The organism is Pelagicoccus sp. SDUM812002, assembly GCF_031127835.1.
Lineage (GTDB): Bacteria > Verrucomicrobiota > Verrucomicrobiia > Opitutales > Opitutaceae > Pelagicoccus.
On the sequence record NZ_JARXHX010000001.1, the window covers coordinates 1 to 26368 of the forward strand.

At 49.8% G+C, this 26368-nt stretch carries 25 protein-coding genes and 1 pseudogene; 18 read left to right on the top strand and 8 right to left on the bottom strand.

From position 1 onward, the window contains the following. Nucleotides 1–216 precede the first annotated feature (216 nt). From QEH53_RS00005 to QEH53_RS00015, 3 genes and pseudogenes are all read left to right on the top strand, one after another. Nucleotides 217–1533 carry a transposase gene (locus QEH53_RS00005; RefSeq protein ID WP_309021057.1) on the top strand — a complete coding sequence of 439 codons (1317 nt, stop codon included), beginning with the start codon at nt 217–219 and terminating at the stop codon, nt 1531–1533. Between the two features lie 54 nt (nt 1534–1587). Continuing rightward, nucleotides 1588–2052, top strand: coding sequence for a TonB-dependent receptor (locus QEH53_RS00010; protein ID WP_309021058.1), 465 nt, complete (start codon nt 1588–1590; stop codon nt 2050–2052). 206 nt (nt 2053–2258) lie between these two features. After that, a pseudogene (locus QEH53_RS00015) lies at nt 2259–3074 on the top strand (PepSY-associated TM helix domain-containing protein). An 18-nt stretch (nt 3075–3092) separates the two neighbouring features. Here the strand turns inward: QEH53_RS00015 and QEH53_RS00020 are convergent. Further along, the gene (locus QEH53_RS00020) at nt 3093–3359 is read right to left on the bottom strand and encodes a hypothetical protein (protein ID WP_309021059.1); all 267 of its coding nucleotides are present in this window, start codon (nt 3357–3359) and stop codon (nt 3093–3095) included. Nucleotides 3360–3407: 48 nt separating this feature from the next. Between QEH53_RS00020 and QEH53_RS00025 the strand changes: the two genes are divergently transcribed. From QEH53_RS00025 to QEH53_RS00040, 4 genes are all read left to right on the top strand, one after another. Further along, entirely contained in the window at nt 3408–3605 is a 198-nt protein-coding gene (locus tag QEH53_RS00025; protein WP_309021060.1) for a hypothetical protein, read from the top strand. Between the two features lie 8 nt (nt 3606–3613). Continuing rightward, nucleotides 3614–4066, top strand: a complete 453-nt coding sequence (locus QEH53_RS00030) for a hypothetical protein (protein WP_309021061.1) — start codon at nt 3614–3616, stop codon at nt 4064–4066. 236 nt (nt 4067–4302) lie between these two features. Next, nucleotides 4303–4749, top strand: coding sequence for a hypothetical protein (locus QEH53_RS00035; protein WP_309021062.1), 447 nt, complete (start codon nt 4303–4305; stop codon nt 4747–4749). Nucleotides 4750–5021: 272 nt separating this feature from the next. Next, on the top strand, nt 5022–5225 hold the full coding sequence (locus QEH53_RS00040) for a hypothetical protein (RefSeq protein WP_309021063.1): 204 nt from the start codon (nt 5022–5024) through the stop codon (nt 5223–5225). Nucleotides 5226–5623: 398 nt separating this feature from the next. On the opposite strand, the gene QEH53_RS00045 is transcribed toward QEH53_RS00040, so the two are convergent. Then, nucleotides 5624–5917 (bottom strand): hypothetical protein, encoded by a 294-nt coding sequence (locus QEH53_RS00045; protein WP_309021064.1) that lies wholly within the window; start codon nt 5915–5917, stop codon nt 5624–5626. A 171-nt stretch (nt 5918–6088) separates the two neighbouring features. Between QEH53_RS00045 and dgt the strand changes: the two genes are divergently transcribed. After that, nucleotides 6089–7474: a dGTP triphosphohydrolase gene (gene dgt, locus QEH53_RS00050; RefSeq protein ID WP_309021065.1), complete on the top strand. Its 1386-nt coding sequence runs from the start codon at nt 6089–6091 to the stop codon at nt 7472–7474. 370 nt (nt 7475–7844) lie between these two features. Next, nucleotides 7845–8360, top strand: a complete 516-nt coding sequence (locus QEH53_RS00055) for a hypothetical protein (protein ID WP_309021066.1) — start codon at nt 7845–7847, stop codon at nt 8358–8360. Between the two features lie 193 nt (nt 8361–8553). Here QEH53_RS00055 and QEH53_RS00060 read toward each other — a convergent pair whose 3' ends face one another. The 4 genes from QEH53_RS00060 to QEH53_RS00075 are packed head-to-tail and all read right to left on the bottom strand — an operon-like array spanning nt 8554 to nt 14316. Next, nucleotides 8554–9309: a hypothetical protein gene (locus QEH53_RS00060; protein ID WP_309021067.1), complete on the bottom strand. Its 756-nt coding sequence runs from the start codon at nt 9307–9309 to the stop codon at nt 8554–8556. Then, complete coding sequence (locus QEH53_RS00065; protein ID WP_309021068.1) at nt 9296–10480, bottom strand: hypothetical protein; 1185 nt, start codon at nt 10478–10480, stop codon at nt 9296–9298. Before QEH53_RS00065 ends, QEH53_RS00060 begins: the two co-directional genes overlap by 14 nt. Further along, complete coding sequence (locus QEH53_RS00070) at nt 10467–12692, bottom strand: sensor histidine kinase (RefSeq protein WP_309021069.1); 2226 nt, start codon at nt 12690–12692, stop codon at nt 10467–10469. Before QEH53_RS00070 ends, QEH53_RS00065 begins: the two co-directional genes overlap by 14 nt. Next, nucleotides 12679–14316 (bottom strand): N-6 DNA methylase, encoded by a 1638-nt coding sequence (locus QEH53_RS00075; RefSeq protein ID WP_309021070.1) that lies wholly within the window; start codon nt 14314–14316, stop codon nt 12679–12681. Before QEH53_RS00075 ends, QEH53_RS00070 begins: the two co-directional genes overlap by 14 nt. A 354-nt stretch (nt 14317–14670) precedes the next feature. Between QEH53_RS00075 and QEH53_RS00080 the strand changes: the two genes are divergently transcribed. Next, complete coding sequence (locus tag QEH53_RS00080) at nt 14671–15759, top strand: XRE family transcriptional regulator (protein WP_309021071.1); 1089 nt, start codon at nt 14671–14673, stop codon at nt 15757–15759. After that, nucleotides 15756–16262 carry a hypothetical protein gene (locus tag QEH53_RS00085; protein WP_309021072.1) on the top strand — a complete coding sequence of 169 codons (507 nt, stop codon included), beginning with the start codon at nt 15756–15758 and terminating at the stop codon, nt 16260–16262. Before QEH53_RS00080 ends, QEH53_RS00085 begins: the two co-directional genes overlap by 4 nt. Before the next feature lie 602 nt (nt 16263–16864). Here the strand turns inward: QEH53_RS00085 and QEH53_RS00090 are convergent. Next, the gene (locus tag QEH53_RS00090; protein ID WP_309021073.1) at nt 16865–17668 is read right to left on the bottom strand and encodes a metallophosphoesterase; all 804 of its coding nucleotides are present in this window, start codon (nt 17666–17668) and stop codon (nt 16865–16867) included. Nucleotides 17669–17710: 42 nt separating this feature from the next. Then, nucleotides 17711–18829, bottom strand: a complete 1119-nt coding sequence (locus QEH53_RS00095) for a DUF4238 domain-containing protein (protein ID WP_309021074.1) — start codon at nt 18827–18829, stop codon at nt 17711–17713. A gap of 1295 nt (nt 18830–20124) precedes the next feature. On the opposite strand from QEH53_RS00095, the gene QEH53_RS00100 reads away from it, so the two are divergent. The 7 genes from QEH53_RS00100 to QEH53_RS00130 all read left to right on the top strand — a co-directional run bounded on the left by QEH53_RS00100 (nt 20125) and on the right by QEH53_RS00130 (nt 26202). Then, the gene (locus tag QEH53_RS00100; RefSeq protein WP_309021075.1) at nt 20125–20316 is read left to right on the top strand and encodes a hypothetical protein; all 192 of its coding nucleotides are present in this window, start codon (nt 20125–20127) and stop codon (nt 20314–20316) included. A 21-nt stretch (nt 20317–20337) separates the two neighbouring features. Continuing rightward, nucleotides 20338–20931 (top strand): hypothetical protein, encoded by a 594-nt coding sequence (locus QEH53_RS00105; RefSeq protein WP_309021076.1) that lies wholly within the window; start codon nt 20338–20340, stop codon nt 20929–20931. A 64-nt stretch (nt 20932–20995) separates the two neighbouring features. Then, complete coding sequence (locus QEH53_RS00110) at nt 20996–21541, top strand: hypothetical protein (protein ID WP_309021077.1); 546 nt, start codon at nt 20996–20998, stop codon at nt 21539–21541. Nucleotides 21542–21695: 154 nt separating this feature from the next. Next, nucleotides 21696–22364: a metallophosphoesterase gene (locus tag QEH53_RS00115; protein WP_309021078.1), complete on the top strand. Its 669-nt coding sequence runs from the start codon at nt 21696–21698 to the stop codon at nt 22362–22364. A 227-nt stretch (nt 22365–22591) separates the two neighbouring features. Next, the gene (locus QEH53_RS00120) at nt 22592–23020 is read left to right on the top strand and encodes a metallophosphoesterase (protein WP_309021079.1); all 429 of its coding nucleotides are present in this window, start codon (nt 22592–22594) and stop codon (nt 23018–23020) included. Further along, complete coding sequence (locus QEH53_RS00125; protein WP_309021080.1) at nt 22971–23405, top strand: hypothetical protein; 435 nt, start codon at nt 22971–22973, stop codon at nt 23403–23405. The genes QEH53_RS00120 and QEH53_RS00125 overlap by 50 nt, the downstream gene beginning before the upstream one ends. 706 nt (nt 23406–24111) lie before the next feature. Continuing rightward, complete coding sequence (locus QEH53_RS00130; RefSeq protein WP_309021081.1) at nt 24112–26202, top strand: MobA/MobL family protein; 2091 nt, start codon at nt 24112–24114, stop codon at nt 26200–26202. Nucleotides 26203–26368: the final 166 nt, after the last annotated feature.

The following is a 26368-nucleotide window of genomic DNA, read 5'->3' on the forward strand; positions in this document are numbered from 1 at the left end:
CGCTACGACAAACTGGAGAAAACCTATATGGGATTCGTAAATGTCGCTGCATTAGTGGATTGGGTTAAATTTGATTTTGTCCACGCGGCCTAGTATCATTTCTTACCTAGGACAGCCCCCAAAATTAACGAAATGAAAGCTAACGAGGCTGTCGAAAAACTCTCGATTGTGGATAAGTACTGATTGAGTTCTCCCGCACTTGCTTATGGATACAGCATGGCGCGATTCAAGGAAGACCAGAGGGCCCAGGACCAGATGTTCTGCGCCAGCCTGCTCGAGCAGCTCAACCCCGGAACCCTCGAATACCCGATCGACTACCTCGTCGACGCCAAGGTCGGCCTCGAGCTCTTCGAGAGCCGGTACAACAACGACCTTGCCGGCCAGAAGGCCTACGACCCCAGGGCCCTGCTGAAGGTCGTGCTCTACGCCTACTCGCTGGGCATGGAGTCCTCCCGCAAGATGGAAAGGGCCTGCAGGGTCAACCTCGTCTTCATGGTCCTCTCCGGCGGAGCCACGCCCGACCACTCCACCTTCGCCGCCTTCATATCCAGCATGGGCGACATCGCCCGCGACGTCTTCCAGAGGATACTGCTGGCCTGCGACGAGCAGGGCCTGCTCGGATACACCCACTTCGCCCTCGACGGCGTCAAGCTCCCTTCCAACGCCTCGCGCGAATGGACCGGAAAGAGGTGCGACTTCCAGCGCAAGCGCGAGAAGTTCGCGGCCAGCATAGACCGGAAGATCAAGGCCCACAAAAGCGCCGACGGCGCCAGCGAGACCGAGGACACCCAACACGACGAGCAGATATCCAGGCTGGAGAGGGACCTAGCCAAGGTGGACCGCTTCCTCGACGAGAGCGAACCCAAGCTCGGCGAGTCCGGCAAGGAAGTGAACGACAACGTAACCGATCCCCAGTCCTGCCTGATGAAGATCCGCCACTGCATGGTCGAGGGCTACAACGCCCAGGCCCTGGTCGAGCAGGAGAACCAGATAATCGTTTCCGCAGGGGTGGAGGCCACCGGCCACGACCATAAGCTCGCCAGGCGCGCCCTCGACGAGGCCAGGGTGAACCTCGAGCCCGGCAAGCTCAAGAAGGGCTCGCTCAGCGGGACCTACCTGACCGCCGACTGCCAGTACCACAGCGAGGAGAACATCCAGGCCGCCGAGGACCACGGCATGTATCCAGTCATCCCCGACAACCGCTTCCGTTCCCGCGATCCCGCCTTCCAAGGCCGCGAACGCCACAAGCCAAAGCCCAAAAGTGCGGGCAAGTTCAAGGTAGAGGACTTCCAGTACGACAAGGAGAACGACTGGTACGACTTTCGATCCTTCTCCGATGGTTCGCCCTTCGAAGTGTCTCGGAAGATCGGATACATCGCCGTCGACTGGGAGCTCTCTCCGGATACAGTCATAAAGTTCAATGCCGATGTCACCGAGGACGATCGTCCGCAGGACCTCGGCCTAATCAACCTTGACGGCGACTTCTCCGACCTGTCGCATGAAACCATCGTCAGCCAGCCTTGGAGCAAGTAGGACTCCGACGTCTGGAACGCTGGCGTCGAGATCGAACATCGCTTCGAAAACGAAATGACGTTGCAGACTGGATACAGCCTTCAAGACTACGTCCGAGACCGCTACGACAATCAGCTCAGAAGCGTCTACAACGGAGACGATGCCGTCGAGGGTGACATCGTGATGCGGGCTCAGCACCGCTTCAACCGCTGGGACAACCTCACCCTCACCGCTTCCTTCACCCTACTCGACGCTGAATACGTCAACGACAACAACGCCAGCCTGATCGGCTACACCCCCGCCGGAGCCAGCGACGTGGCTCTCAGCCTTTGGTCTGAATACCAGTTCAACGAAGGTGGCCTTAAAGGGCTTTCCCTCCAAGGCGGCAGGTTCTACGAGTCGGATCGTCCGGTCGATGATGCCAACAGCTTCGATGTCGAGGCCTACCATCGCTTCGACCTAGGCCTCAAATACGTCATGCCGCTGGCAGAGAGCGGAGGCATCACCTATAGCCTCACCGCTTCCAATGTTTTCGACTAAACCTACTACAAAGCCGACCGCGCGACCGAGATCAGCGTCGAGCGTCCGCGCGAGGTTCGTCTGTCGGTTCAATACACATTCTAAACCCATTCCAGAGGGGCTCGCGCCACAGTGCTCGGGCCTCTCACCCATTTACCGACTGTCGATGTCCGCGCCGAAAAACTACCCGTAGCCGCAAGCTGCGCCGCCTCGTAAACCGCATCCACCTGTGGGCCGCCCTCATCGGCTCGCTTCCCGCCCTGCTGCTCTGCCTCTCCGGCCTCGTACTCGTATTCGAACCGGAACTACAGAAATTTGAGGAACGCGACGCCTCTACCGTGACCCCAAAGGCTCAGCCCTATCTCCCTCATGCCGAGTTGGTCGCATCGGTTGAAAAAACCACCGGACACCCCGTCAGTTACCTCCGCTTCCCTCGAAGCCCCGAGCAAGCTGCCCTTCTCGCCACCAGCGACAAGCGCTATCACTTCGTCGACCCCTACACCGGAGCTATTCAAAAGACCACGTAAGTCCCCACTAAACTCATGCGGGCCGTGCGCGTCTTCCACACCCAGTTTTTCCTCGGCGAATTCGGAACTTGGATCGGCATCGCCTCCTCCTTCATACTCATTTCCCTCTACATCACCGGCTGCTATCTTTTCCTCAAACGAAAGCTCAAGGCTCGCACACTCCTACGCATCCGATGGAATCCCGTTGTCCGACGTCACTACGACCACCACGCTGCTCTCGGGTTCGTATCCGCTGTACCGATACTGCTCATCGCCCTTTCCGGAGCCCTCATCGGCCTGAACACTCCCTGGCGAGAAACCATCCTTTTCCTCACCGATTCCGAGTGGAAACAGCGCCCTAAACTCGAGCAAGCCGCCGAACGCTCCGACTGGAATTTCGGATACGACGACATACTCCAGACCGTGCAGAAAGCCGCCCCGGAGCGCATGTACATCGAAGCCATAAGTCTTCCCGCCAAATCCGACGACCCGCTTCATTTGCGCCTCCTCTACCCTTATGCCACGCGCCCCGCATAGTGGGCCTTCGTCGATCCCCTAGGCGGAGCCTTTATCGAATTCCACCACCATTGGGACTTCGAGCCCGGACACCTCATCCACCGCCTCAACCGCGGCTTCCACTCTGGCGAACTCTTCACCGACGCCGTGCGCTGGCTCTGGTTTGTCCTCATGATCGTGCCCTTCATACTCGCCTTCACTGGCTACCGGCAGTGGAAGAACAACCGAAGGCAAAGGGCCGACTAAATCCCTCTCTGGGCTGAGAGAAATCCGAACGTCGATTATGGTCGAGGGGTTCAAATCCATATGGATAAGCTCATGACTACAAACTGACTCTTAAATTCGCTCGCTGTCGTGGCATCTATCGGCGTCGCTAGCACCTCCTTCGCCCAGACCGAGGAAATCGACGTCTTCCACCTGGCTCCATTCGTGACTTCTGGAGAGAACTACGCCTTCGGAGCCCAAAAGACCGTTCACGTCACCGACAAGGACCTCGAGCGCCCCCGAGCCGAAGAGCCCAAGGAGAGCCACGACAACAGGACTTTCTGCTAGCCTAAGCTTTGCTTCAAATCGTCGAGATTGATGATCAAGTTGGGAGGATCCTGTTTCATGGACTCAACGTCGCGAACGAGCGATTCCTCCAAGAACTATCCGAAGACTACGCATCCATCGAACCTCTCGTCGAAGGTTTATTCGAGGCTGCTGATTACCTAGAAGCCTCGCATTTTGCCGACACTTATCTTCGCTACAATCCGGAAGCCCCTCTGGTTTACAGGGAAAATCGAAACATGCGCAACGATCCGGTTGTTAAACACTGGAGAGGCTTCATTGTAGCCACACTTCGAAATGGTGGTTGGCCAGACGAACAAGGGCAATATGCTCTGTTCCTCAAACCGGGTTTCCAATATGCTCGAATGACAGCGGACCCGGACCAGACAGCTCAGCTATCGATTGTATCCCTACCCAGCTCGAACCTCATTCGAGCCGCTACGGAATCCAACTCAATTGTATAGTCTTCAAAGCATCTTCCAAAAAGACGTCGATAAACAATGCCCCGACACGCGGGCATCGTTCCACTAAAACCACCCAGTAAATTGTCACCAGTAGTCGCTAAATTGCTATGAGTTGCTCAATACGCAGATTTTGCCTCATTTCTACAAAGCAGGTTTTAATTCCGAATGACATAACCTTCCAAGCCTACTTGCATCGATGCGCGACCTCTCCAAATCAACCGAATCATCATCCACACATGTCCATCAAAGATCCAATAGCCCACGGCGAGAACTTCTACCTCTACAAGGAGTGCTTTTCCGACGACTTCGTTTACCTGGAGCTCGAAGGTTGCGGATTCGAAGCTTCCAACAATAAGGTGAAGGTCGAGATCCCCATAGAGGTGTGGGAGTTTATCCGTTCCATGGATACGCTAAGCTTCGAACATGCAAACCTCTCAGACATCCAAATTGAAAGCTTGGTCTCCGACATGGTCGACGAATACACTGCTAAGCAAGGAAACGACTCGAAGAGATCTCTGTTGCCAGCGTACTTCGGGAATTCCGACGCAAGTCGCAAGGAACTCATTAAAAGAGGGGTCGACCATTTCAAGAAACTCCGGGATAGGGAGCGAGCGATCCAAGACATGATACAGGAGTTCAAGCGAAGGCATTATGCAAATCAGCATAATGCAGATCTGCATTAAGCAGATCCGCACTACGGGTAGCCATTTGGCTTCGCGGCACAACCGCTCCAACAGAAATTTTCAATCGATATTGGCGAACTGACTTTTGTATCCAAAAACGATTACACCCGTCGGAACCTTGAGCACGACCGCGAAGGTACGAGGATGGGCTGAAGTGCAACGATTCCACAGAGTAGAACCATCGGGTTCCTTCCCTTCTAAAAGTTCTCGAAGCTATAGGTTCTTGGCCACTGATTGACCAATTCTTCCACCAAATCTAGGGGAGGCAAAATATGAAGGATATCGAGGAATTTCTTGAGAAGCTACGAACAGACCCTGGGATACAAAAGCTGATCAGCGATCAAAGGATAGCAGCCGTGACACTCGCCCGGCAGCCACAGCAAAGCCAAGAAGAGTGGATCGAACAACAGGACCGCTTGAGAAGAAACTCGCAACGCCAACAGCCTGCCTCACCACCTGAGGAAACAGAGAAATGACCCACGTCGCATCCTACAAGGAGGCCATGTAGTAAGGGGCTCTTTCAAAATATACGACTGGTAGAACAGCGCTTTCGAATCCTCTACCAGCAAGCTGATAGTCGGAGCGAGTCCTTGAAGCGTTCCGGAAGCCAGCTGCGCCCAAAACCAAGCTTCCCGTGGCACGCAACTCCGAACCCCTTAACCCCGAGAAGAGAGAATTACTACTCGCATCCCTACGCAATACAACCTAGTAGTATCGCCATTCCTCCTCTTAGATGCCCTCTCAGCCTCTCCAACAGCTAGAGGACAATCCCTCCCATGAACGACCAAAAGTTCTCATCCCAAATGTTCCGCTTTATCCACGCCGCCGATCCGCATCCGGACAGCCTCTCCTCGGCTTGGTATTCCGTGAAGACTTACCCCTCTCGCTGTTTTAGAGGAGCGACCCGACGCACATTCCAAAATCGCTGCTCATCACCTTCGACAATCACCGCACCAAAGCCATCCTCCCACAGCTCTCCGAGTTGGCAAAGCGTATCCAAATATTCCTCTTCACCCACCACGAACACCTTATCGACCTCTGCCAGGAAACGCTTGGCGAAGACCGCATCCTTTATCTCATGGAGGAATCTTCCGGCCCTCTTCATAACATGATCCTGATCTTCCTCCCCGAACGCCAAATAGATTTGGATACAGCAGAGTTCTTTCAACTAAAGTGAGGATTAGAATGGTAGAAGCAAAGGAGACAGACTACCTATCCTATTGATATCATAGCCAGTACAGAAGTTATTCATTACGATCTGACTCATTTCGACTTTTCTCAAAGCTGCTGAGCGGGGAACTTTATCCTAAAGCCTTACCAACATAAATAAGCTAGCCCCATGAACTGGAAACAACTACTCAACGCCAATCGCCCCAGACCGTCCAGCATGGGACCGGACCATCGCGAACAGTTCGAGCGCGACTACGACAGAGCTATTTTTTCGACACCCGTAAAACGGCTGCAAGACAAGGCACAAGTTTTCCCACTCGAGCCACATGACGCGGTTCGGACTCGCCTCACGCACTCCATGGAAGTTTCGGCGGTAGCTCGCGGATTGGCTATCTCGGTTGGCAAATGGTTACTCGACGAAAAGCACATAGAGTCTGGGATGGAGCGTCAAATCGAAGCCATTGCTTCCACTTGTGGTCTTATTCACGATCTTGGAAATCCTCCATTTGGTCATGCCGGAGAGGATGCGATTCGCGAATGGTTCAAGAAACGCGGTGCTCCTACACTCCGCGAAGAGCTTAATGGAGATGAGCAAAGAGTTCAGGATCTACTGCAATTTGAAGGAAATGCTCAAACGCTTCGACTAGTGTCGAAGCTCCAAATCTTGGCAGACTTCAACGGGCTGAATCTGACCTACGGAACACTTTCTGCCGCATGCAAATACGTAGCTGAATCGCACAAAGCTAACAAGGACCATCATGACCACGCTCGGACGAAGCCTGGGTTCTTTTCTTCTGAGAACGACCTTATTCAGAAGATCAGAGAACAAACCGGTACAGGTGATGCACGAAACCCAATCACCTTTTTAGTAGAGGCCGCTGATGACATCGTGTACTACGTCGCCGACATTGAAGACGGGATCAAGAAAGGTATCATCACTTGGAAAGAGGTTGAAGATACACTGGTTGAGGAGGGAAAGTCGGATACAAATGGCACAGTGCAAAAAGTTCTAGCTCGCAAAGAAAAGATCCTGAAGACCGGAAGAGACGAAGTTCCCTCAAACCTTTCGGACGACGTTCACGGCTCTGCATTTAGGACAGCTTACATCTCCATTCTCCTTCCTGATGCTGCTGCTACCTTTCAGAAATACTACGATAACATCATGGAAGGGAGCTATCACGGGGAGCTCGTAGGTGACGGTGAATGCAAAGCTTATGTCAAAACCCTCAAGAGAATTGGGCGTTCTCGGATTTACTGCACTCATTCGACACTCAAATTAGAACTAATGGGGAGAGTTATCATACAAGATTTACTGGACCTGTTCTGGGAAGGCGCAGAAACATTAACCACCGATGGAAAGGTTCATACAAAGAATTTCGCTGGTCGCGCAGGTGCCCTAATATCGCCAAACTACCGACAAGTTTTTTGTAATTTTGCATCAGCTGACGGTGGATGCAACGACCGCTTCCATCGCTACCTTCTTGTCACCGATCAAGTATGCGGCATGACCGACACTTTCGCGCAACGCCTTCACGCCGAGCTTAAGAATGGATAGCAACGTTCAAATTGAACGACTAAAGAAACTACTTCGAGAGGAGGTAGCGTCTTTCTGTAGGCAAGACAACAACAGTTGGCGTAAATCGGTCTCAGAAACCATTAGCGAGATCAGGGAACGGAAGTGGAATGCTGTCTTCTTCGGAGGGACGCTCCGATCGCTACTTATCTCGCGTCTAAACGAAAACAAACCAGGTAGGCCCAGAGACATCGACATCGTAATGTGCGGTGCGAGCCTTGAGGATATGCGATCATCGTTTAAGCCGTACATTTCCCGACAAACCCGCTTCGGAGGATTACAGCTCAAGCGAGTTAACTGGCAATTTGACGTGTGGCCGCTCAAAGAAACATTTGCCCTTAGGGAACGGAAAATGGAGTTCCCCAAGTTCTCGGATCTCCCATCGACAACATTTTTCAACGTAGAAGCTATCGCGGTAGAAATATGGCCTAAACCGGGACGTTCACGTCGGATATTTTCAGGTGATGATCAGTTTTTCACAGGAATCACAACCCGCACCATTGAAATAAATCACGAAGCAAACCCATACCCTCAACTGTGTGTCGTGCGTGCTTTAGTAATGGCTGCCAAACTACAATGGAAGATCGGTCCACGCCTGCTTGTGTATCTCGGAGAGCACGGTGATACAATGTCACCAAAAGATTTTGAGGCCATTCAAGAGAAACACTACGAGCGGATCCTATGGCCCGGGTCCTACTTCGAAAAAGCGATGAAAGAGGTTCGCCGGGCTATAGAACGGAGGGAAACCGAGGCAGTAGAGCTTAGTTTGCCAGGTCAGCTCACGTTATGGCCCGAAGACGAAGTTTATCACCAGAGAATTCATCTTCGAACCCTAAAAGCCGCAACCTCTTCGAAGAACAAGAAATGATAAACATATTCACCGTCGATAACGCTCCCTCGATGGACCACGCTGGACAAGTTGCTTAGCTAGGCTACGCCATCGGAGACGGACCCCAACTAGAAAAACCCATAAAAAATCAAAGATTGATTCTTGATGTCCAATTCTCACGGGAGAAGCTCAGTCATGACTCCACGAATGACGATTTTATCGCCCCACCAAGCTACACAAGTTGAGGCACTAAGCCACGGGCGACTTCTGAAGCGCTCTTATCACAATCTTCGTCCCAAAACTTACCAATCGACGAATAGTAGGGCTTCCAAAACTGTTTCTGCGACCACGATAGACTCTTTTGATACAAAGTCGAATCCAACAAGTCGGCCCATCCTTTCTTAGAAAAGTTGGATACAACAAAATCTACGGCCAAAACGACGTCCATAGGTGGCTGAGTGACCCTAAAAGCATCAGCAACAAACAACGAACCAAAAGCATTCCTGTCGTCCTTATATAAGGCCTTCATGTGCTTTCCGCCATACGTTAAATGATAAAGTGGATGAGCACAACTCAAGGCATCCTCTTCCCCTGAGTTCCCATCTAAAAACTCATGCCTGTCATGGTGCCAGCAATGTTGACGAGAGACATAGTCACCTTCTCGTTCTTCGAGACCCACAAAACGAAACTGAACTCCTCCGCGTTTAATCAAATCAGCAACATCCTCACTTGGATAAACTCCCTCTATTACGATATCTAATACACAATACAGTCCTTCAACTTCGGGCGAGGTTCTAGAATCATCCCCAAGCTCAATTTTTAAGTTATTTACTTCGTACGCCCAACGCTCCCCTGACTCGGGGATATTGATACCTCTCAACATCGAGGTATCCTTACACAGCTTGAATCTCTCAAGAATCGTAGAAAGATTAATCAACGAACTTCGAATTCCTGCTCGAAAATCTGCTTTTGATTCACTTTTTGCCACGAGCAGCCTTGCTTTGCGCCTTTAATCTATCCACCCGTTCCTTTTCCAGACTTGATACCACAACTTCATTATTCCTCATTCGTGCATACTTGGATGGTCTAATCACAACATCTTCACATACATACTCTTCATCCTGCCACGGGTAGGAATGCCCACGGGCGACAAGAAAACCATCCACCGGATCTAGCGGGCGTTTTGTGACTAAACAAACCGTACTAAACCTTAAGCTTAGCTCTCGGGAAGGAAACTCCTTTGACTTCGGAAAATTCAATTCTACGAATTTCGACTTTCCGCCAAACTTTTCCCGGAGTAATCGAACCCTCTCACTCGAGGTGTAGTAAAGCGGTGAGCGATTATCCACTTCGGATTTCCACCAATCTAACACAGACGACCACCACCATCTTTTAGAAATTTCCGAAAAAGGCCCCGAATATTCAAAATTCTTCAGAACCTTTGAAAGAGTCGAACGCGCGTCTAGTTGTTCTATTTCAATGCCCAGACGAGCTGAGAGGATTTCCGTCGAAACAAGTGGGCCGTTTCGATCCAACATATTTGACCTAATGTGCATAGAAACTCGGTGAGCCACCTTAGTTGATACAGACTGAAATTCCTCCCAAATGCCTCTATCCAATTCGATTCCATCTGGTGGCACAAGAAGTGCCTCCAAGTCAGGCTTCTTACTCTCAAGACACTTTCTTACGATGCGGTAACCATTGGACAAAGCGGAAAGTAAAGTCGCCTGCCTAGTCAGTTCGCAGTCGTCCGGATCTTTAACAATACAAGCATCGAATAAATCGTGGCTTAAAATATCTCGGGAAAACTTACTTTTAAATTTTTGGCTTATCGACCAAAGGACAATAGGAACATCAAGGCACTTCCCATTCGCCATATCTGTTCGAAGTGCCTGAGCAAGTGTCTGAGCTAAATAACGTGCTGGCTTGCCTTTCTTCGGCACACACTCATCCAGTCGAAGATCGAGTACAACTCCAGTGGCGGCATTCTCACTGAGTTTATTGGAAACCATTTTCGCACACTCAATCACATCTGGGTCAGGCGAAAATGGATCATGAAACGAAAGTCCTGACTTCCTTCCAGACAAACTCCCAAGTAAAGACTTCAGAACATTAGGATTATCATCAACGACAACGTACTTTTCTTTATTCGCTTTCACTGGATGGAATCTTAACAACTATAGACGTTACGTATTTTGAATCCGGCATACCAACAAATACTTCTCCACCTCGGGCAGAAGAAATATCAGAAACGATCTTCAATCCGAGCCCCATACTTCTTAGTTCATCGCTTCCGTGGGATTTCTTTATTCGTGTAGTAGTAAAAAAAGCGTCGAAGACACGATCTTTCACCTCATCCGCAATACCATCACCGTTATCCATAAATTCGATGTAGATAAAGCCATCTTCACAATAAGCTTTTATAAAAACACAACCATCACCATGATGTTCGCTTCGTCTAATTGCCTTTATTGAATTCGATAACAAATTTGCCAGAATTGAGATCAACTCACCAGAATGCATAGGGATAGAACGCAGTTCTTCGTCTATATCGGTCTCAATTGAGATCCCTCGCGACTTCACTAGATTGGCGGCGTTCTCAGCGAACTCGTACAACTGACTTGAAACGTCAACAGGATCCAAATCCCTGCCGACTTCCAACTCTGCCGAGTTCTCCACAAACGTTGAGTACTGCTTGACCAACTCAAGATACTTTAAGGACTCCTGCTTCCGCTCACTATCCTTTCCATCTGAAGGCAAGAGGTTCAAACCGTGCTCAATTGGTATAAGGCTGTTTCTTATCTCATGAGAAAAAACGCCGACCGACAACCCGACACTAGCAAGCACTCTGAGCATCGAGATTTCCTCAACGACACTCGAATATTTCTCTTCAACTTTCTTTTGAGCCAGTTCCGTCTTTTTATTTGGCTTTCCGGCTTTGGTGACCTCCCTAAGCTCACTTAAGGCCGCCCCTAAGGCGCGTTCTGTAGTTTCTCGTGGTTCAGGTTTCTTATCGCTTTTCGGATCACGGGCATGAACCTTTTTGCCACGGGCCGCTTGAACTCTTGCGACTCCATTGACAAGAGCGTCCAAGCCAAACCCCGTCAGTTCGTCAAATGCAAAACTGTGAATCAATCCCTCCCTGCTACTCGTTTCTTCAAAATTGCGTTCAGGATCATCACCTATCGTAATGGCCCCAAAGAAATTCTGATTTCCTATTGCTGCCAAAAATGTTCTACCGCGGTAAAGTTCATCTAACCCTAACCAATCATCATTCAAGTCACCATATGGAGGCACCCTGAAGCCATTCCGATAAAGCCTAACACCACCGTACTCATTAGACAGCGACTTAATCCGACTCATATCCTGAGTAGGGATCTCTCCATGCACCCAAACGAAATAGTATGCCTTTAATTTTATGTTCTTTAGAAACCCGTAGGTTTCACCCGGCTCAGAATCATCAACTCCAAGGCGTTCACTCACGACCCGCCACTTAGAACGGCCCTCCCCATCAACTGAAGCGGTAATTTCCGCATGAGCATGTTTATAGACCATCGAGAACAGGTCGAAATCTTCCTCGTCGGATTCGCTGCTCGTTTTCTTTATAGTTACACAAAAACCGGGGTCTTGGTCTTTCTTGGTCTTTTTAGAATCCTTGAGAAGCGCTTGCTCAATCGGATCCTGAAGATTCATCACCGAACGATATGCTTTCTTCTGTCTAGAATCCGGCCAGCTATCACGAAGATTTATAATAGTGAGAGTGGTGCCCGATTTACCATCGCTCGAGATCTCTCTGATTTTACTAGCGACAAACTCAAGATTCTTACCCGGGAGGAAATCATCCCAATCAATATCAACCTCATAGGCTTTTTTTGATTTCGCTGTTTTAGTGTTTATCAGCAATCGTGAACCTAACCTCTGGCTAGCGAAACGACCAATTCCCTTCTGTCCGGCTCTCTTTCTCTTCCATTTCGGAGAAAAGGGAGCATCAACTTTTTGAGTAGATGCTAAAGTCATGAACCCAGAAATGAGTTCCTCGCGAGTCATTCCGCTACCGTTATCTTCAATACTCAGACTACCACCGGGCTCATCTGCGTCGTCGAAAATTAGCTCTACTCGCGACGCATCTGCATCATATGCATTCTTTATAAGTTCTGACAGTGCAGTCTCTTGAGATGCAACCAACTCCCGCCCTAGCCGACTAATAACCCCCGCATCCACTCGAAACCTTAAGATGGACTCGTCCATAGAGGACAGCTCACTCGTCAGTTCCACAAGCCTCTGAACATCAACAGGACTCTGACTAGATATCTTCTTTATTTCTTTCTCTAGTCGTTCCCTCTGCTTTCGCAATACGCTATTTGAAGCCATAGTCTTTTCTCCGGAGCCTTCTATTCACTAAATTATAATAGAGTTCCCTACACTCCAAAAATCTGTTTTTTGATATTCCCACTAGTCCATCTTTAACAAAGAAGCTATCAGCGAGATTCGCAGCTTCTAAATCGTCACCCTTGGTCAAGCATTCACTCACTTGAGAAAAGACGCGTCGGACGTTTCTTATGTCGCACCGGAGCCTTTGAAATATCTTCAATGAGCGAACATCGCTAGGCTCGTGCTTGAGTAGCCCGCCTCCATATTTCCTCCCTTCAATTTCTGCCGAAAGGCGACCTACACTACAAACAACACTCAGCGCAGCCAACATCCTATTTTTCTCCCCTATTCCGGACTTGAAAAATATTCGATGAATTGAATTCGTTGAGTTACAACCAACGTCATTGAGAACGATCCGAGGACCTCCTTGATTCATGTAGACGAAAAAAGCGTCCGGAGTTACACCATCATCGGGGTCCCTCCAATCTAATCGTTTCTTGAAGGTAAGTACCTCACTTCGTTTCTCTGCATCATAACCAAGATAGTATTCTTCAAGAAACTTCGATTTACTTGTAGGTCGAACTAAATACATTTTCTCCCCTCGAGAAGCAGATATATCAAAATCGATTTCGTTTAGCGAAAGACCTTTGGCTATTTTTGATTTTGAAAATATCCGATGCACAGCACTACGAGGAAGCCGATGAGTTCGCACCTGATCTTCGTTCAAAACGAAAAATGAATTATTTCCAGTGACAATCCCAATTTTCACATCAGCGACAGAACCCAAATCACAGATGGTAGGCAGACTCGAAATTTCTCGATATAAAGCCCCCCCGAAATCCAAGGATAAGTAGCTGGACCTTTTACTTTCGCTTTCGAGTACGTTTCTTAAACCACCAATGTCTTCCACAAAATACGAAGCAAACGCAGCTATTAGTTCTTCTTCAGAAAACCCCTCACAAATGAGGATTTCTGAACTTTCTTCAGCACCTTCTTCTTTAAAAATTTGCTCCGAAAGGGATATGATTGAGACATAAGAAAAGTGTTTCCTTATGAAATGAACAAGTTCTCGACCATAGTCTGATTGAGTCGCACTTCCCGGGAGCAGCCATGCCATCCTCCCTCCTGGTTTCAAAAAACGCATTCCGTGCAGCACGAAATACGCCCAAAGGCTAGCCAACCCAGACAATCGAAAATCTCCAAACGAACTGACATTTCGAGAAGATGAGCGCTGCTCTCCAAGCATATTGTGATTGGAAACATAGGGTGGGTTTCCTATCACCACATTTACCTTTGAGAAGGTTCCATTCCCCGGATGCTGAGTCAAAAAGTCCCCCTCAAAAAACTGATCATTTGGGACTCCAAACTCCATCGCACGGGGTAAATAATGCTCGAACGCATCCTCATCGATATCGCACCCAAAAATCGAACGATTTGGGTTGCGAGTTCCCAGGTCAATCAATCTGCTGCGTATCGCTTCAATGAAGCAACACCCTCCGAAACTTGGTTCAAGAACAGTATCGCTCGGTCCGCGAACAGCCCAGCGGGTCATTAACTCGCTAACGGGAGTCGGGGTGTAATAGACTCCTAACTGCTTTTTTCTCTGAGGGTTAAGTTTGATCATATGTTCAAGCCAAGGCCAACGATGAGATCCAAGTTAGTTTGAGACTATTTTCCAGAACATTCTATCTTCAATAGGTCGAAGGCCCCCCAATCGTTGTTGCCCGAAGCATTTATCTCCTGGTCTCTAAGCGGACCAAGCAGACAGAGGTAACATAACGATGCAAAGACAGCGGCGAAGGGAGTAATCCGTGCTTGTTGATCTAAACACAGTCGAAGCGGTCCCTGCAGGAGCGATTCGAACAAGAACCTATCCGCAAAGCCTCGGCATTCGCCGGGGCTTTCGCGTAGCTGGGCAAAGCTCAGCTTCTTCAGCTATAGGTTGACAGAATTAATTTTCAATACTTATTTTGTCAACATGAGCGAAAACGACCCGAAAGCTATCTTTGCCGAACGCCTCAAGCAGGCCCGAGCCATGTCCGGCCTCTCCCTGCGCAAGCTGGAGCAAGCTATTGGCGGCGTCGTTTCGTACAATGCCCTCAGCAAGTACGAGAAGGGAGAAATGATGCCCAACAGCGACGTGCTCATGGCAGTGTCGGAGGCGACTGGCCAGAGCTACGGCTTCTTCTTTCGCCCCAAGCATTCGGAGATTTCGGACATCAAGTTTCGCCGTCTGATCTCCCAGTCAGGCAAGAAGGAATCCGTCGCCATCCAGCAACAAGCAACCGACTTCTTCGAACGCTACTTCGAGATTCTCTCAATCCTTGGCATCAACGACGCATTCAAGAATCCCCTCGGACAGAGAGGGATTCGAACCCCCGGGGACGCCGAGAAGGCTGCCGATTCGCTTCGCGAGAAATGGAAACTAGGTCTCAACGCGATTCCAAACGTTCACCAGATGCTAGAAGAGAATAACGTGAAGGTTTACGAGGTGGATGCGCCCCTCACCCATGACGGCTTCTCTGGCTGGATCGATAAGCATCCGGTAGTCGGCGTCGCCAAGCACCTCAACAAGCAATGCCTGACCCGCAAGCGACACACCTTGCTCCACGAACTGGCTCACATCCTTTTCAAGGACCGACTAGGCGAAGAGGTCGACGAGAGCCTTGAAGAGAAACTCGCGCCTCGACTGGCCGGAGCCTTGATGCTTCCCGCAGACGCCTTTTTCAAAGAGTTCGGTAAAAGCCGCTCTTCCCTGTCGCTCACCGAACTCATCGACGTGAAGGTCAAGTACGGCATTTCAATCGCATCGATCATGGTGAGAGCTCACCAGCTCGAGTGCATTAGCGAGGCGATGTACAACCGCTTCTGGAAAACCTACAAGGAAGAGAATTGGAAGGAGGGAGAGCCAGGCGACGACGAATACGTGGGCGATGAATCCTCCTCTCGCTTCAAACAGTTAGTTTACCGAGCACTCGCAGAAGGAGAGATCACTCGCTCCAAAGCGGCAGAGCTTCTCGTCGTATCCGTCGACGAAATACGAAAGGAATACGCTGCGTTTCAATGAAGATCGCGGTCAAAGATGCTAACGTATTGATCGATCTGGAGATCGCAGGCCTGCTCGAACTGTGGTTTCAGCTAGGGCACCAGACCGTGACCACTGACCTCGTTATCAGGCAGCTAAAAACCGGAGGACACAAGGAATCGCTCAGCCACGTTTCCACCGGCAACATCAAAGTTCACAAATGCTCGGGCGAATTTCTAGCCCGAGCATTTCAGTTAATGGAGCAAATCGGATTCGGCCCCGACATCGCCGACTGCAGCGTCCTCCTCCTCGCAATCGACCTAGATGCCATGCTCCTCAGCGGCGACAAACCGCTCCGCAGAGGAGCCACCCAAAATCAAGTCGAAGTCCATGGCACCCTATGGATCCTCGATCAACTCGTCGCAGCCAAACTCCTCAGCAGACCCACCGCAGCCGCAAAACTAGAGCACCTGATCGAACAGGACAGCTTCTACCCCAAGGACGAGTGCCAAAAGAGACTGACGAAGTGGAAACAGAAGAAATAATGGCGGCTCGACTCATTGGCGTGGCCAAAGAGTCACAGAACACTGAAGCATCATCCAAGCAATGGAGCTCGTCATCCTCTCGGACACCCACACGACGCACCTTCCGAAGTAGCAGCTCAGCGGAAACGTGCTGATCGATGCTGGAGATTTCTACGATGCTTCGGACCGGAGGCAACGGGAGCTTTCGAATACCTCCTCTAAGATCCAGGCAGATCAAAGGTCCCATTCGGCTCAGCCAAGTACGCTCAAGGTCAGCAACACGTCTATCTGTCTTGCCTCCGCTAGGGATTAGACGCAGAATAGTAGCATATCTCCGAGAGTTCTGTGGCAAGCATACTTGCCACATCTCGAACCGTTAGTGGCAAAGCCGAATTAGGAGTTTCAGAAATGAGTGTAACCATCACCAACGCAGCAGGCGAAAAGATTCGTGGCCCAGGCATCTTTGAAATCCTCAAGATCATTGATGACGCCAATCGGGGTACTGGGAATGTCATTCGCACCAGGAGAAACCCAAAAAGGAATCGTCCTCAGATATCGCCTGTTGCCAGAATTAGGCTTGGACTCCATAAGCGTTGTCCCTAACGCGAGCGGTGAATAAAAATTCATTTCACGAGCACTAATTCCTGAACGGCAGGGCGTCCGTACTCGGCTCCTCCAGTCTTCACAACGAGATTTGAAGCAATTTGACTCTCTCCTGCCCCGTGGGTGTGTCCGCAAAGTACCTTCAGGTTTCGATCTGGATAGGCTCGCGCAACCTCAGCTAGCATTTCCCCCATGGCCTTGCTGCTGAAATGCGGCAAAAAAGCATCGTCTGAAAACCTCCCTTCATGCCAGCAGGATTCACGAAAAGGAGGAACATGCGTTAGTACGATCACATCCTTGTACCGGTCCAGGGCAGCAACCAAGCTCTGCTTGAGTTCCTCAGACGCGCGATCCCCCAACTGGTTGAGAAGATCAAATCTGGCTTCCAGGCCCAAACCTACAAATTCCTCAATCAGGCGGTAGTCGTTGAGTTCGACGGGAGAGCTGCGGCCTAGTCCAAGTCTACCGTCGGCCCATCCGTCATGACCTACCAGAGCGGAATACGGGGTCAGTTCAACCACTCCAGAAACAGTCAAATATCTGACCAAACGAGAGCGTTCATCGAGTCGAACAGCTGCTTTCTTGGTCTTCGCTATCGAGCCATGATAACAGTCGTGGTTCCCCAGAACAAAGTAGACCGGCCGATTCAACTTATCAGCTACACTCTGAATGTAATCGTCGAACGAATACGACAAGCCTGTGTCGCCACCTATGAGAATCGCGTCTGGACGAATCTTGTGAAGCTGGGAGCAGAGCGACTTGAACGACGCATAGTCATCAGCAAACTCAAGATGGAGGTCTGTTAGCCAAGCTACCTTTTTCATTGGGTTGTAGTGCAAGAGGTCCAGCTCTTGATTATCTCCGAATTAGTCCTGAGCCTGACTCAATAGCCAAGCGTCAACGGCGTCCATACTCTCAAAAAGACTACGACCTTGGTTTGCATCCATATCTTCAACCACTCGCTTAACATAAGCGGTCCATTCTGGATCCCGCCGATTGTCTTCCCCAATCCTCGGTCTTCGCCTTAGCCGGCAAAAACTCCAAGGTCGTGGCAACTCCGGAGAGAACTGAAAATGATGAAGAACACGTCGATCTTCATCTCCGTTCGAAACTTCCCTGAGCGTGCTGCCTACCGCTTTCCTCAATCTCCCGTATTTCTTCACCAAATTCGAAATTACATCTCTCCGCGTGGGATCATGTGAAAAGACGCAGGTCTCAGCTGACTGGATCTGCAGCGAATTTATAAGCTCAGTATCCTCCTGACTGATTGGAACTAGTCTGCGTTTTCTATCGCCTACTTTATAAACTCTTTGATCGAAAAATATGAGACAGAGGCTCGGGGATACCGGAAGAAGCATTTGAAAGCCCGACCGACTGAATCCTACAAATGAACGATGCGGCAGAGTATGCTCGAACATCTGGTTCATCAATATAACTGGATGGTCGGACGTGATGAAGAATTCCTCCGAGGGAGACTCCAACAGCTTGCAAGCCAAAGACCGGGCCTCGAGCCATCCCCCTGCCACGTTCTTGAAAAGCTCGCCTGCAACTCCACCGAAATCTATCGTTTTCTCTGACCAATCAGCGGGCGGTGGCGGTAGCTCTCCTCTCGCGATCGCAGCCTGCGTAACCTCGAAAAACATTTTCCGAGGAAAGGTCTTTGCTTCCTCGATCGCCCGTTTAGTCCGAACGTGCATGATGATCGCGAACAACTGCAACGCTGTAAGTTCCTGACTATCGAAACCACGCTTATCGGCTACTCTCGAAATGACAGGAGCCAAGTCCCGTTCACATGTAGTGTAGATGCGGTCGAGCTCGCCATCAGTCTTGTAGAAATAGTCTTCCTGGCATTGCCCCTTGATGCCGGCTGTTGGAAAAAATTCAAAAGGGTCGATCCGTGCGACCGAGATCTGCTTGGTGTCTCCTATGCGAAACTGCCGCAAATAGTGTTGAGGAACGTAATGCTGGTTCTTGTTCGTCGGCATTCGAGAAGGGTGTTATGTGATCACTAGACATGATCATTAGTTGAGCCCTCTCCCAATATTCTCTTTTGAGAAGAGAGCCAGGCGGTGATAGACGTATCAAATTCAGGATATCAGCGATTATCCTATCCAAGCGATCGACAGAATCCTGATATCGATCAGCCCGCCCTTCCTCTAGGATGCGTGCACCATACTCAGAGAGCTTGCTACGATATCGGATAAATCTGCCAAATCGGGATATCTCCAAATACTTCGAACCGAAAGTTTCGTCTGGTTCCAACCTTCTTTTTGCGCGTCGCCCCATTTGAGACAAGTGGACTAGCATTTCGCATCGAACTCAACTTTCCAAAGTCAATGCGTGGAAAACGGGCTGAAAACCTCCAAGATCTTTCGAGATCTCTTCACCGCGGCACCTGCCCCGCGAGCCAAGCAACAGAAGCATCCCAAACTACGGCCGATCCTCCCGAATCAGAAGCGCGTAGACCTGCGTCGAGCTGATGCCGAAGGCCTAGCTGGCATAGCAATTGGCGACTCACCCTCTACCGGCGAGGTCTCCCCAAAGTAGCAGTCGCAGCACCGATTCACAGCTTACACACCAAATGGGTTCATCCAAAACGGTTACAAGCTGATCGGTGTAAATTCGCCCCAGAGCGATCTTCTTGATACGAGATCCGTGCTGTCGTCTTGTTCACCTTACTTGGCTTTCGTCAGACACTCGACTAGATCTGCATGACTTGAGAATTGGGGTGCAGCTCCCTTTGCATTTCCAATCAAACCATCCTAGCCGGCGCGGTCGATAAGCGCGAGATATGCAAACCTCTGCAGCATACGTGCGCTGCTATTTTCGTATTCTTATTATGCATACACGATTACCATTCTGCCACTGAGAAGGAACACGCCGGGCGGGCTTTATGCAAATGAAGCAAAAATCATGGAACTGCGATTAGCTGCCAGCGAGTTCCAAATGAAGGTCAGCAAGCCTAACGATTTCCGTCGCTAACAACGGAGCGAGCAAGGAGCCTCTAAAGGCTCTTGTGCAATGAAAGCCTCATCCCCCAGCTCGAGGTCGAGCAAATAGACAATCTGCTCACTGCCGGCACAAACGCGCCAAAGCAGCTAACTGCCTATCGATTTTGGGCTACGCTGTCCCGGTCGAGATTGATGCATGGCCGCTAGTTTGGGGCCTTCTTTCAACGGAGCATTCGCCTCGGCGTTCCGCCGGTCGAAAGCTCCCTTGTCTCTGTTTTGTGAATACACCGGTCATGTATCGGATAGAAGAAACTAAACAGCACAACGAAATGAAAGACCACGAAAGCCGAATCAGAGAAATACGCAACAAAGCGAAGACAGACAGTGAGCAGGCATTGGAATACATCGCGGAATCCAAGCGCAGCGCCAGAAGAGCCCGGATCCTAACCGCCATCAACATCGCGTTGGTGATCTTCAATGCGGTGATGTTCGCAATCTATCTGATGACTGAAAACAGGTAACCCAAAGAAAACGAATAATACATGAACTTAAAAAGAGTAGCCCTCAAAGGCATCAAAAGGAGGAGGCGTTTAAGCGCCAGAGAATTCAATGAGCTGCGGAGCCAGCTGGAGGCGGGCAATACCAAACCGAGCTTCGACCGCATGCAACAAGCACTCGAGGCCCGGAATTGGGATTTCCTTTACGAATGGTCGTACTCGCACCTGACCCTATCGCATACATGCTCGCGAAACCTGATATACTACGGAATCGCTTCCGCTCGCCTCGGACGTTCCGAACATCTCTGCATCGCAATCTACAATGGCTGGACTTCGCCACAATCCTCTAAGGAGTTGGCCAGAGAAGCTGCGATTGTATCCGGAATGCTGGGACTGCGGCAGTACTCGCTGGCCTTCTTCTCTATTCATCAGCTCCTGTCACATAGAAAAGAAGGCCATAAGTCCGAATCTCCCGAGCTGATAGAGTGCTTTCAGAGTTTTCTCAAGGACTGCAGTGTCGAACCGCAATACCGCTGTCAGCAAACCGATCTCACATTTCCCTACTACTTCACTCTCTTGATTCAGGAGATCGCGGACCGGATCCCTACTCCCTCCGATTCCCTCGATCTATATCTATAACGCCTTCCGTATTCAAAGGCCCCGACGTCCACGACGCCTCGGGGCCTACTTGTATCCAAAACACATGAAAGAACACCAAAAAATCGACGCTCGGTCTGCCCAGACCTTAAGAGACAAACAAAAGCTAACCGATGAGGAGGCTTCCTACCTAAAGCTAAAGATCCTTGAGGGCGACCCCTGGCCCAGCCACGAGCAGATGCTCCACGCATGGATTGCCGGAGCTTGGCCGCTGCTTGAATGGATCGCACGGAACCACATCCAAGTGGATTCAAGTTCCGCAAGGGCCTATCTGCACCTCGCAGCCGCTCTCCATCAGCAAGGAAAGAGCGACGAAGCTGACTTAGTCCTCGAACAGGCACATGCGTCCTGCTCGAGCCTTGAAGAAGTTGAGTACGAGACGGCCGTGATTTTAGCCATGGAGGGACAATTGGACGAAGCCGAACAGCACTATTTCAGTAGCCTGCATATGATGGAGCTTAAGAATCCTGACAATCGCCCTATTTCCGACAAGAAGGCGGCATTCCAAAAATTCCTAAGAAACAATCTGCTGCCCATCTCGATAAAATTCCGGGATTCCACGGGAAGCGAGGACAAGCCTACCAGAGATTAGCTATCGTAAAGGACAACCTACAATACCCGGGATCTTCGAATTGTTCCTAAAGGACCATTCGCTACCAGTACGCTTCAAGTTCCACGACGTCGTCTATGACGAGAACTAGCCACCTAAAATAATCACCAAATTTTCGTTACAATCTAAACTGACAATGCAAGTCACCTTCATCTCCAACAACCACCGCATGAACATCCCCTTCGTATTTGGGGGCGACATCCTAATCCACTGCGGCGACTTCTACGCAAAGGGCGAACAGGATCCCGATCTGAAGCTTCTCAACGAATGGTACTCCAACCAGCAGTTCCGACACGAGTTTTTCATCCCTGGCGAGAACGACGACCCCGTCCTCCTCGACCAAGTTAACGGAGGTGGAAAGCTTACGGAGGCCACTCTGCTGAACGGAAAGCTCGTCGACGTCGATGGCCTGAGGGTTTTCGGAGCCTCATTCTTCTCTTGGCAAGACAACGAACCCTATGGACTCCAAACCCTCGACGAGGTCGAAGCACTCACCAACTCCATTCCAAGGGGATTGGACATCCTAGCCACGCACGTTCCGTCTTTCGGAGTCCTCGACGAATCCATTCCCGACGAAAACTTGGGTTTCCTCACCCTAAGATGCCGTGTCCAAAAATCTCGCCCGTACGTTCACGCCTTCGGCCACGATACTGGAGCTTCCGGATACGAACGCTTCGAAGATACGCATTGCTACAACGTCGCCCAAAACTGGGACCAATCCCTTTGGCCAATGCCAACAACCCTGAACATCGAACCACATTGCAATCAGTCATTCTTACCGACAGAAACCGTCGTCCATTCGTAATCAGAATCTAATTGCAAAACTCCAGAAGGTGGAGCCCCAGAACTCTGCCTTCTTTCAAACATTCAAGCCCCGGTCAGTACAGACCGAGCGCCCCAATTTCTTTTTCTCCTTTGCCAACTTTCCTCTTTTTCTTTCACAGCACTTGATTCCTGCAGCAACGGATCGAATGGTCTGCCGGACCCAACAAATCCTCCACTTCCTCTTTGGCTCCACCAACTCTTCAAACAATGACCCATCCCAAACGCATCGCTTGGCTCACCGACCTCCACCTCGAATTAGTGTCCTCCTACAGCCAGATCCAAAAGCTCTGCAAGAGGATCAAGATCGAGAAACCAGACGTCATTCTGATCGGAGGCGACACGGGAACCGCAGACTCATTCGCTGACTATCTAGAAGACCTCGAACATCTGATCAACAAGCCCATCTACTTCGTGCTCGGAAACCACGACTTCTACGGCAGCTCCATCGAAAGCGTAAAAACCGAGGCCCAACGACTTTCCGGTGGCTCCAAACACCTTCGCTATTTAACTCGCTGCGGTGTGGTAGGGCTCACTTCCTCCACCGCCCTCGTCGGCCACGATGGCTGGGCCGACGGCAGACTCGGCAGTGCCGAAAAAAAGTACGGTAGAGCTGAACGACTTCCGCTTGATCGATGATTTCAAAGCCCTAAGCAAATCAGAACGATTAGCAAAGCTCGCTGAGGTCGGCGACCAAGCCGCCGCTGAAGCGAAATCGACCCTACAAAAAGCTTTCCAGAAATACGACGACGTCATTTTCTTCACTCACGTTCCCCCTTTCAAGGAAGCCTGCTGGCACGAAGGCAAAATCTCCGACGACGACTTTCTCCCTTACTTTGCTAGCCAGGCAATGGGCACAGCACTGTGCGAAACCATGCTTAAGAATCCCGATAAAACACTGACTGTCCTCTGCGGCCACACTCACACCCAAGCCGAAGCCAAAATCCTCCCTAACCTACAGGTCAAAACCGGAGGCGCTGAATACGGTTCGCCGAAGCTTCAGATAATTATCGAAGTCTGTTGAGGAATCCCACGATTTCTCGATCTTCGAAAACCTTATTTCACTACGCCCCAGCATCCATTTGCCATTTAGTGGGAAGACTCGGAAAACAGCTTATAGCTTCCCTCCGATTCTCAAAGAAAGTTCTTTATCACGTAGCCAAGAAAAAGGGGGCTAATGGTTCGGCCAGTCAAGCAGCCAGCACATGGCAACTCTGCTTCTCACAACTCCGAAAGAAATCTCACCGGAATTCAGGCATCGAGGGTTTTGCTATAAGTTTCGAAGACTCTTTAGAGCCAAACCGAGTCTTTGGACTCCTCACAGATCGGCTCTCCCGCACCCCGTACTATGAGCTGACAAGATCCCCGATCTCGATGTGAAGAGGCCCGAACTGGACACCCAGCTGCGTTCGTGAAAGTCGCTTCACGCAGCGTCCCGGCTCAGACATCTTCCTTTCGCCGATCCAGACCAGAAAGCATTTGCTCATATTGGATGTGCTTCATCAAAAAGCGCAATATAGGGTCTATGTGTATGTGAAACGCTGCTTCGCCGTGTTTTAGAACGTCGAACCCAAGCGATATCGGTGCAGTTAAATGGCAGTCTAGCCTAGATGGATTACTGAGATCAATTTGACAGAAAACCCTCTCTGGTCGCGGCCATCCGAATCCAAATAAACTACTGCCGTACCCCAAATTTGGATCACAGCCAAAAACAGCCATAAGATAAGGGTATGACGAAACGCAAGAGAAGGCAATTCAAGCGAGGACGCACAACCATACGCAGGGTATACATGAGAACTCACCCCCAGTCGAGGGCAGCAGGTAAAAGCTATGCGGCGATCGTATCCTATCGGTTCAAGAAAAAACTGAAGGACAGCAGATCTGGCAAAACCTACTACAACCAGTCGAAAATAAGTGAGGTTTTAAGATCCGGTATGGTTGGAAAAATCGCCGCCGAAACAAAATTAGAGGATGTCATAGAAGACCTCGAGGATTCCGAACGTCGCAGAGACTCAAACCTCGGACGAGACATCGTGCTCGAACTGCCAATTGAACTACAAGGGGTAAAAGGATCCCTTGAGGACGTGACTTGGGCATTCGCTAGGTTCTTGTCTGAGAGGTACAAGACGGTCGCTTTCGTCGCAATACACAACAAGGATGGAAACCCTCACGCTCACGTTTTTTTGCCTAACAGGGAGTACGATTATGGCGTGCGAAGACAGACTCGATTGAATAAGCTGCTAGATCGAAAAGCGTCTCCAAATGAGGTCAAGTTGTGGCGCCAAGAATTCGCTGAGATACTCAATCGCGAACTTGAAAGAAGAGGACTATCGGAAACCCTCGAATATGATCATCGCTCGTACAAAGACAGTGGTCTACGATTTTTGAGCGAATTCCACGAAGGACGCGGAGCGGAAGCAGCGAGTCGTTCGGAGCTAAACAAAACAATACGAGAGCACAATGAAAGGGTGCTCGATCTCATGGAATTCGAGGAGGAAATCAAGAAAGCGAAGCCTTCAAAAACGGAAAAACAAATTAGCCCGCAAGAAGGAGCTTCAATGATTAATGAGCCTAGCATAAGCACTGATAAAATTGCTACTTCGACTTCGCCGTCTACAAACACATTTAGATCTGGTACTCAGTTGAGCTCAACAAGGGTGGATCCAGTCAAAAAAACATTAGTCAATCCAATCTACATCACTGGTGCAGCTGTGAAGGAAACTTTCCCTATAGAAGACGGTTTCGATCCTCTCTATCAACTACAGGAAAGTGGCCATACCGATAGCCCGTCCTCTCACCCGCGCCAAACATCAATCGAGGATTCCAAAAACGCTTTTCCCGCGATAGGGAAACTAAAAAACGATCTCAGGGAGGCGAAGCTGTTCGTGACCTTGTTTCCGGGTAGCTTAGCAGCTAAAGATCGAATTTCGGAGGTAGAGCAGTCATTCCTTGAGTTCGAGAAATCGACAAGTACGAGGTTTGAAAAAAAGAGCTATTCAAAACCTCCCAATAGTGATCCCGATCTACCTGATGAAATAATTTCGGAAGCGTCACCTCATGTTTTCGAGCTATTGAGCAGAAAAGTTCGAGTACTGGTCGGTCAAGCAAAGGATTTGGAGGGCGGAGACCATTTCGGAAAAGCCAAAATTACCAACGCAATAACCGAAGCCCAATCCCTAGTATCTCAGGTTGAGCAGATTGCAATGTTAGCAACATCCCTTGAGGCTACGAAAATTTCGTCCTTAAAACTTAGTGCTGCTGGAGCTCTAGTTGATCCCCCTCGTACCGGGCCATCATCCGATAAGAACGAAGTATCGAAAGGGTTTCAAAAGGCTGAAAAGCTAATAGAATCCTCTTTGACGGATCTCTCCCACGGCTTTAGCACTTTCACATTGTTTGGGGACAACAAAATCTCTCGCGAAGCCGCATTTGATAGTATCCAAAAAGTTCAGAACACGGTAGACCGATTGCGCAAAGAATTCGCAGACCAGGTAGATGTAAATGCGATCAAGGGGGTTGAGAAACAGTCGGATCCACCTGAAACAGAAATCACACAGCTGTTCGCGTATAACGTAGCCAGCACTCTCAAAACCCTCTCAAACGAGCTTTCCAAGGTTGAGAACCAATTAAAGAGTTCGAATTTGACGGCGGGAGAGGGTTTCGCTTCTGAAGCAATTAACCTGCTAATAGAACTGCAAAAGAGAGTATCCGAATTTCCTATTGATAAATCCTGCGAAAAACCAAAGAGCCCCTCTGGAATGGAGATCATCGAAAGCGACCATAAGCCCCCGAGGCAAAGTCAAGGTTATGACCTAACCTAGCAAGGCAAACCCTCTCCATTTGCATTTGATGCCTTTCGAGCCATAAGGATAGATATGAGCAAAAACTTAAAAACCCTGATCAATCAAAAGAGCAAAATTGAGCGAAAGCTGAAAGAGCTGAACCACAATATCGATCAATCAGACAATCTCTGTTTTCAGCGGGAAA

Coding starts and splice junctions, on each gene's coding strand:
- QEH53_RS00080 (WP_309021071.1), top strand. CDS start 14,671: ATGAGCGAAAACGACCCGAAAGCTATCTTTGCCGAACGCCTCAAGCAG.
- QEH53_RS00120 (WP_309021079.1), top strand. CDS start 22,592: ATGACCCATCCCAAACGCATCGCTTGGCTCACCGACCTCCACCTCGAA.
- QEH53_RS00020 (WP_309021059.1), bottom strand. CDS start 3,359: ATGGATTTGAACCCCTCGACCATAATCGACGTTCGGATTTCTCTCAGC.
- QEH53_RS00090 (WP_309021073.1), bottom strand. CDS start 17,668: ATGAAAAAGGTAGCTTGGCTAACAGACCTCCATCTTGAGTTTGCTGAT.
- QEH53_RS00055 (WP_309021066.1), top strand. CDS start 7,845: ATGGAGTTCCCCAAGTTCTCGGATCTCCCATCGACAACATTTTTCAAC.
- QEH53_RS00095 (WP_309021074.1), bottom strand. CDS start 18,829: ATGCCGACGAACAAGAACCAGCATTACGTTCCTCAACACTATTTGCGG.
- QEH53_RS00040 (WP_309021063.1), top strand. CDS start 5,022: ATGAAGGATATCGAGGAATTTCTTGAGAAGCTACGAACAGACCCTGGG.
- QEH53_RS00115 (WP_309021078.1), top strand. CDS start 21,696: ATGCAAGTCACCTTCATCTCCAACAACCACCGCATGAACATCCCCTTC.
- QEH53_RS00105 (WP_309021076.1), top strand. CDS start 20,338: ATGAACTTAAAAAGAGTAGCCCTCAAAGGCATCAAAAGGAGGAGGCGT.
- QEH53_RS00110 (WP_309021077.1), top strand. CDS start 20,996: ATGAAAGAACACCAAAAAATCGACGCTCGGTCTGCCCAGACCTTAAGA.
- dgt (WP_309021065.1), top strand. CDS start 6,089: ATGAACTGGAAACAACTACTCAACGCCAATCGCCCCAGACCGTCCAGC.
- QEH53_RS00010 (WP_309021058.1), top strand. CDS start 1,588: ATGACGTTGCAGACTGGATACAGCCTTCAAGACTACGTCCGAGACCGC.
- QEH53_RS00005 (WP_309021057.1), top strand. CDS start 217: ATGGCGCGATTCAAGGAAGACCAGAGGGCCCAGGACCAGATGTTCTGC.
- QEH53_RS00085 (WP_309021072.1), top strand. CDS start 15,756: ATGAAGATCGCGGTCAAAGATGCTAACGTATTGATCGATCTGGAGATC.
- QEH53_RS00130 (WP_309021081.1), top strand. CDS start 24,112: ATGACGAAACGCAAGAGAAGGCAATTCAAGCGAGGACGCACAACCATA.
- QEH53_RS00075 (WP_309021070.1), bottom strand. CDS start 14,316: ATGATCAAACTTAACCCTCAGAGAAAAAAGCAGTTAGGAGTCTATTAC.
- QEH53_RS00100 (WP_309021075.1), top strand. CDS start 20,125: ATGAAAGACCACGAAAGCCGAATCAGAGAAATACGCAACAAAGCGAAG.
- QEH53_RS00035 (WP_309021062.1), top strand. CDS start 4,303: ATGTCCATCAAAGATCCAATAGCCCACGGCGAGAACTTCTACCTCTAC.
- QEH53_RS00070 (WP_309021069.1), bottom strand. CDS start 12,692: ATGGCTTCAAATAGCGTATTGCGAAAGCAGAGGGAACGACTAGAGAAA.